The following is a 5,933-nucleotide window of genomic DNA, read 5'->3' as shown; positions in this document are numbered from 1 at the left end:
ACACGACATGCGCGTAAAATAAAAGTCCGCTTGTCCACAGGTTACGTTTTCTCTTCACTGTTCTGGACAATATTGGAGAATATTCAACAGCTGGTTCTGTTGCATTAGCTACTCCAGAAGATCATATTAATTTTTTGACGATTGTAAGACCAAGGGGTCTTTATACTCTTTTTTCCATCCTTTTGTTTTCGATCTAATCGAGAAGGATATAAAGTGGCATGATAGACAGTTAATACTTAAAAATGTCTAAAAAAGCAGTGAGTTTAATAGAAATAGTTATCCACATTTAGAGGTATGAATAATTCAGGTTCTTTCATATTTTTTAAAAATTAAGTTTTTTTCTTATAAATACGCAATTTTGTTGAAATTTCCCCTCCTTTTCAGCGTGGTAGATAATAAAAAGGGCATACCTATAGAACAGAATTAACTGTCCCACAGATATGCCCTTTGAATGTCATATTCTGCTGCCACAAAAATCGTAGCCCGGCTGCATGAATAGTATATATTCACCGCCTGTTCAGATCACAATGGATAATTTACTTTAAGAAGCAGATTATCCAAAGTTTTCATTATTTAATTTTAAAAGAATTAGTGTTTACACAAAAGAGTCTAGAGATTTTATTCCCTCTGTATTAATTATCACAAACTATTCTTAAGACGTCAATCGAAATAAATAAATCTTTAGTAGAAGTTTTTAACCCCTAATTTTTAACCTAAATTAGGCTTGTTTTGACATGTAATTAAGTGGCATTTGTTTTATACCATTAAATTTTCTAAAGTCTTTTCATACAACTTAAGCATTTCTTCTATATGAATCTTTTCTTTATTATTCTTGTACCAATCAACGGATTGGATCGTAACCCCCATAATAATTTGTCTCTTGTATTCATTTTTTATTACATGGTTGGTACTGACATTTTCTTCTAAATTTACAAAATTTTTTAACATGTTTTGTCCATATTCCTGAACACTTACCATTTCCAACATAACATCTGAGTTCAGTTGAATACTGAATATAAGATGTAAAACATTATCTGGTTGTTGGAGGAGTTGTTCAAAGACTAAAATAAAAAAGTTACTTTCTTCTTCATTTAAATTTTGAAAGGCATAATCAAAAATGACATTCATCTTAGACTTAATGAAAAAAGTTAGAAAATCATATTTATCTAAGAAATGTTTATAAAATGTCGGGCGTCTGATCATCGCTAAGTCGCAAATTTCAGTCACCGATATTTTCTCGAATTCTTTTTCCTTTAATAGTATCTCAATTGCTTCAACCAATGATTTATACGTTTTTTGAATTCTTAAATCTAAATCTTCCATATATTATATACACTCCTAGCGATTTAATAAACAATTTTTCCTACTTTGTAAATTAACTAACCATTTTATCATTCTGTCTCTTGTTCTTGGAATAGAGTCCAGTATAATACTTTCTAAGACGTTTGTAAATAAAGATACAAGTGTAAATTAATTAACATATGGAATATAAAATGAAAGTAGGTAAATGAATGCCAGTTATAGAGGTAAAGCATATCACAAAAGATTATGGGCACGGTCGGGGTATATTTGATGTCTCCTTTGAAATTGAAAAAGGTGAAGTGTTTGGGTTCTTGGGTCCGAATGGGGCAGGGAAAACAACAACCATTCGACATTTAATGGGTTTCATTCAACCCGACGAAGGAGAGTCGTATATTAACGGAAAAGATACTTGGAAATCAGCTGCATTAATTAAACACGATATTGGCTATTTACCTGGTGAATTGGCCTTTCCCGATAATATGACCGGAGATCAATTCATTAAATTTATGGCTGAAGAACGACAGATTTCTGACAGGTCACGAACAGATGAACTCAAGGAGTTATTTGAGTTAGACACTTCGGAAGAAATTAAAGAGATGAGTTTAGGCAGTAAAAGAAAGTTAGCTGTTGTCACAGCTTTTATGCATAATCCGAATGTATTGATTTTAGATGAACCGACATCAGGTTTAGATCCTGTTATGCAAGAACGTTTTATTCAGTTTATCTTGAATGAAAAAGAAAAGGGAAAGACTATTCTACTTTCCAGTCATATTTTTAGCGAAGTGGAAGCGACGTGTGATCGGATTGCAATTATTAAAGATGGTGTTGTTGTGTCAATAATTGAAGCGGATCACCTGAAAAGAAACACAAATAAAGCTTTTAAAGTAGAATTTTCAAGCTTTGATGATTATGAAAAGTTTTTAAAAAATACAGCATTCACCATTTCAATTAAAAGACCAAATCAAAACCAGGTGAAAATGAATTTGACAGACGAAAAAATGCAACAATTATTTACAGAATTAAGTGAAGTAAAGGTTAACTTTATTTCCGAGATTAAAATTACGCTGGAAGACTATTTTATGGATTTCTATGATCGTAAGAAGTCAGTTTCTGATGGGGAGGAGCACTTACAATATGGCCTACATTGAGATTAAACACCTAACTAAGGATTACAAAAAAGAACGTGGCATTTTTGATATCTCTTTAGAGATTGAAAAAGGAGAAGTTTATGGTTTTGTCGGTATTAATGGGGCAGGCAAGACGACGACCATTCGACATCTGATGGGTTTTATCAAACCAGATGAAGGTAGCGTTACAATAAAGGGCCTAGATGCTACAAAAAGTAGTGCTGAGGTGAAACGATATGTTTCATATATTCCTGGAGAAATTAATTTCCCTGGAAATACAAGTGGTGAAGAATTTTTAAAAGAGCAAATTTATTTGTCCGGAAGAGGAAGCTGGAATCGAGCCAAAGAATTAAGTGAATTATTCCAGCTAGACATATCGGCTAACGTTCACGCGATGAGTAAGGGAATGAAGCAAAAAACAGCGATCGTTTCTGCTTTAGCCTCGGATGCGGATATATTGATTATGGATGAGCCGACAACTGGTTTAGATCCCTTAATGCGTGATATTTTCATAGACCTTTTAAAAGAAGAACAAGAAAAGGGAAAAACTATTTTTATGTCGAGTCATATTTTCCAAGAAGTTGAAGAAATTTGCGATCGAGTCGCTGTAATTCAAAAGGGCAAGATAATTGAAATAGTAGATATAAAAAAAATTCGCTACAATGAAAACAAAGTATATCGAATGGAATTTAAATCCGAGGCTGACTTTAAACGATTTATTGGGTTGGGTTATCAAATCAGTAAAGTAAAAATGGAGGATTTACAAGTCTTTGTTGAAATACATGATGAACAGATTAACGAACTAATTCAAACCTTAAAAGATTTTGATTTAGTTTATTTTAAAGAAATTAAAGCTCATTTTGAAGACTACATTGCCCAAGTGTTTAAGGAGGAAAAATAATTGATATCAAAACCAATATTTAAACAAAGTCTACAATCTAATTGGAAGCTATGGTTGATTATAACAATTGTTGCTTCAACTATCTTATCAGGATTTATTATCAGCTATGATGCTGCAGGCCATGCTTCGATTGCAGAAGCAGCTGAAGGCACTGCTTTTTCTAATATCTTATCTTCATTAACTAGCTTGTTAGGAAGTTTAGAAAACTTTTATAAATTAATTGCAGTAATATTAGGGATTGTCTATGTTGTCTTTACTGCAAACAACCTTGTCGTAAATGAAGTAGATTCTGGGTCAATGGCTTATACATTATCCACTCCCATCAAACGCTCAAGCGTTATTTTTACTAAGTCCCTTTATTTAATACTATCTGTTGTTTTAATGTATATTGTTATTTCAATAGCAGGCTTAGCAGCCTCTCAATTTACTTTCAACAATGTGACTGGTTATGCGATAACCGATGACGTCTCAGCAGCAGCTGAAACTTTGAACCATGAGGAAGATTATTTATCTGAGCGACTTTATTTAATTCAAGAAGATGAAAATGCCATGCGTGTAGCAGCAATTGCACGTGACATGGATACAGAAGCATATGAAATTTATTTAGAGGATGTCATTCGTGAACGTTCTTATGAGGAAACGGCCGAAATCATCACCGATGAGCGTTGGGATATTTATGAGGATGATGAGGATATGGGAGATGAGGATATTGAGATAACTGCAGAAGAATTAATGGAAGATCCCGAAATGATTCTGAATAGTAATGATGCATTAGCTGCCGGTGCTCGTATTTATGGTGTTTCAATAAATGACTATCGTGAGATCATTACAGATGAAATAGAAAACATGGATACAGAAGAAACAACAAAAGAGAACGAAGAAGCTCAAGAAACAGAAGAGAATAGCGAATCTGATGCTGTCGAAGAATCCACGACTCTTCAAAGACAACTTACTGAAGACAATGCGGAGCTTCTACTGCAAACAGTCATTGTATCATCTGCTACTGCTTTAAACATTAGCAGCGACCAAATAAGTGATAATTTAACCTTACTTAAAGACCCTGAAGCGTTAGCCTTATCTACTCAAACGACAGGACTAAATGAAGAACAAATTAGATCAATGGCGAATCATGCCATGGTTTCTTCTGCAAGATCTGTTGACAAAGCATTAGAATTCGATAGTGAAAAGTACTTATGGTTAAGTCTAGGGTTGCTTCTTTTGATTCTCGCAATGAGTTCAATTTCATTTTTTGCATCTACATTGTTTAATCGCACTGGGATGGCTTTAGCAATTGGTGGTGGTGTACCATTTGCCTTCTTCTTAGTTACCATGATTCAACAATTAATGGACAGTGCGGATGGCCTTGAATATTTAACGATAACAACACTTTTTGATACGGATGCCATCCTTTCTGGTGGAGAATTCGGCTGGGGATTCGTTGTTTTAGGGTCCATTGCCGTAGTCTTGTACACGGCATCAAATATTCTCTTTACAAAGAAAGATTTACCTCTATAACAGTTAATTAGAAATGAATAAATTGTCTATTATTCGATATATGAATGGGAACAATCTGAAAACGGAAGGGTGATTGATGTAAAAAAACAGTAGAATTTTATTGAACCACTTCAATTGTCAGAACCCGATCGTTTTGTAAGCTCTAACCTGAAAAAGCTTCTAAGCTTTGATTAAGCTTATTATTTTGACATGTAATCAATTAAAGTGTATGGTGTAATTAATTAGAATCATTACAAATAAAGAAAGAGGTTGGTAAAGTGAAATATGACTATAGTGATCGAGGCAAAAAGCCAGTTGTTGAAAACATCGAGGGCATGACAGTTGATAATGATAATTTTCGCACAACGATTTGGACAGGGGAAAAGTTACAAGTTACAGTTATGTCCATTGAGCCAGGCGACGATATCGGTCTTGAAGTACATGAAGGCATCGACCAATTTTTACGTATTGAAGAAGGAACCGGTTTATGTCAAATGGGACCAACAGAAGATAATCTCAACTTCGAATCAGAAGTAAGAGATGATGATGCGATTTTTGTACCAGCAGACATATGGCATAATGTAACGAACACAGGAGATGTCCCTTTAAAATTGTATACTATTTATGCTGGACCTGATCATTTACCAGGAACCGTTCATAAAACACATGAAGATGCTGAAAATGATCCAAATGAACATTAAGAATGAGTACAATTTATCGATTAGCCTTTAGGGTTAAATAATGAATGTGTGAATGAATCGATTACTGATTCATTCGCACTTTTTTTATAGAATAGGAAAGTATAAAATTTTACCCGCTAGAAAGCCTATCACCTCAAACGTTAATCACTATCACTTGATTTGAAAAGAGAGGGGATTTAAAGGTACACTATACGTATGGTAGAGAAAAGCATTCGCATAGAAATGAATAAACTCAAAGCTATATTTCTGGACAATAATAATTGGGAGAATTTTCTAAAAAATAACAAAGGAAAGATACGCCAAGTTATTATAAAAGAAGTTGATAAGTTTCTGCATTGTGGGGATTTGTCTAATGGATTCCGCGTGTATAAGTGTGAGGCTTGCCCAAATGTTAAGCATGTTCCGATT

At 33.9% G+C, this 5,933-nt stretch carries 6 protein-coding genes and 1 riboswitch; of the genes, 5 read left to right on the top strand and 1 reads right to left on the bottom strand.

The annotated features are described in order from the left end of the window. Positions 1-425: 425 nt before the first annotated feature. A riboswitch (NiCo riboswitch) is annotated at positions 426-531 on the bottom strand. A gap of 225 nt (positions 532-756) precedes the next feature. Continuing rightward, positions 757-1,323 carry a transcriptional regulator gene (locus BLR76_RS11095; protein ID WP_091268930.1) on the bottom strand — a complete coding sequence of 189 codons (567 nt, stop codon included), beginning with the start codon at positions 1,321-1,323 and terminating at the stop codon, positions 757-759. A gap of 188 nt (positions 1,324-1,511) precedes the next feature. On the opposite strand from BLR76_RS11095, the gene BLR76_RS11090 reads away from it, so the two are divergent. The 5 genes from BLR76_RS11090 to BLR76_RS11070 form a co-directional block, all read left to right on the top strand. After that, positions 1,512-2,450, top strand: coding sequence for an ABC transporter ATP-binding protein (locus tag BLR76_RS11090; protein WP_091268928.1), 939 nt, complete (start codon positions 1,512-1,514; stop codon positions 2,448-2,450). Beyond that, positions 2,437-3,330 carry an ABC transporter ATP-binding protein gene (locus BLR76_RS11085; protein ID WP_091268926.1) on the top strand — a complete coding sequence of 298 codons (894 nt, stop codon included), beginning with the start codon at positions 2,437-2,439 and terminating at the stop codon, positions 3,328-3,330. Before BLR76_RS11090 ends, BLR76_RS11085 begins: the two co-directional genes overlap by 14 nt. Further along, entirely contained in the window at positions 3,331-4,845 is a 1,515-nt protein-coding gene (locus BLR76_RS11080) for an ABC transporter permease subunit (RefSeq protein WP_091268923.1), read from the top strand. A gap of 257 nt (positions 4,846-5,102) precedes the next feature. Next, the gene (locus tag BLR76_RS11075) at positions 5,103-5,525 is read left to right on the top strand and encodes a cupin domain-containing protein (protein ID WP_091268921.1); all 423 of its coding nucleotides are present in this window, start codon (positions 5,103-5,105) and stop codon (positions 5,523-5,525) included. Between the two features lie 222 nt (positions 5,526-5,747). Then, positions 5,748-5,933: transposase zinc-binding domain-containing protein (locus tag BLR76_RS11070; protein ID WP_218121449.1), on the top strand; the 186-nt coding region annotated here is incomplete at its 3' end.

The sequence above is a fragment of the Alkalibacterium thalassium genome, from assembly GCF_900101165.1.
Lineage (GTDB): Bacteria > Bacillota > Bacilli > Lactobacillales > Carnobacteriaceae_A > Alkalibacterium > Alkalibacterium indicireducens.
The sequence above is the reverse complement of the archived record's forward strand: the minus strand, read 5'-3'. Positions and strand labels throughout refer to the sequence as shown.

What these genes read in the sequence shown, in the direction of transcription:
- BLR76_RS11095 (WP_091268930.1), bottom strand. Translation starts at nt 1,323, where the DNA reads ATGGAAGATTTAGATTTAAGAATTCAAAAAACGTATAAATCATTGGTT.
- BLR76_RS11090 (WP_091268928.1), top strand. Translation starts at nt 1,512, where the DNA reads ATGCCAGTTATAGAGGTAAAGCATATCACAAAAGATTATGGGCACGGT.
- BLR76_RS11085 (WP_091268926.1), top strand. Translation starts at nt 2,437, where the DNA reads ATGGCCTACATTGAGATTAAACACCTAACTAAGGATTACAAAAAAGAA.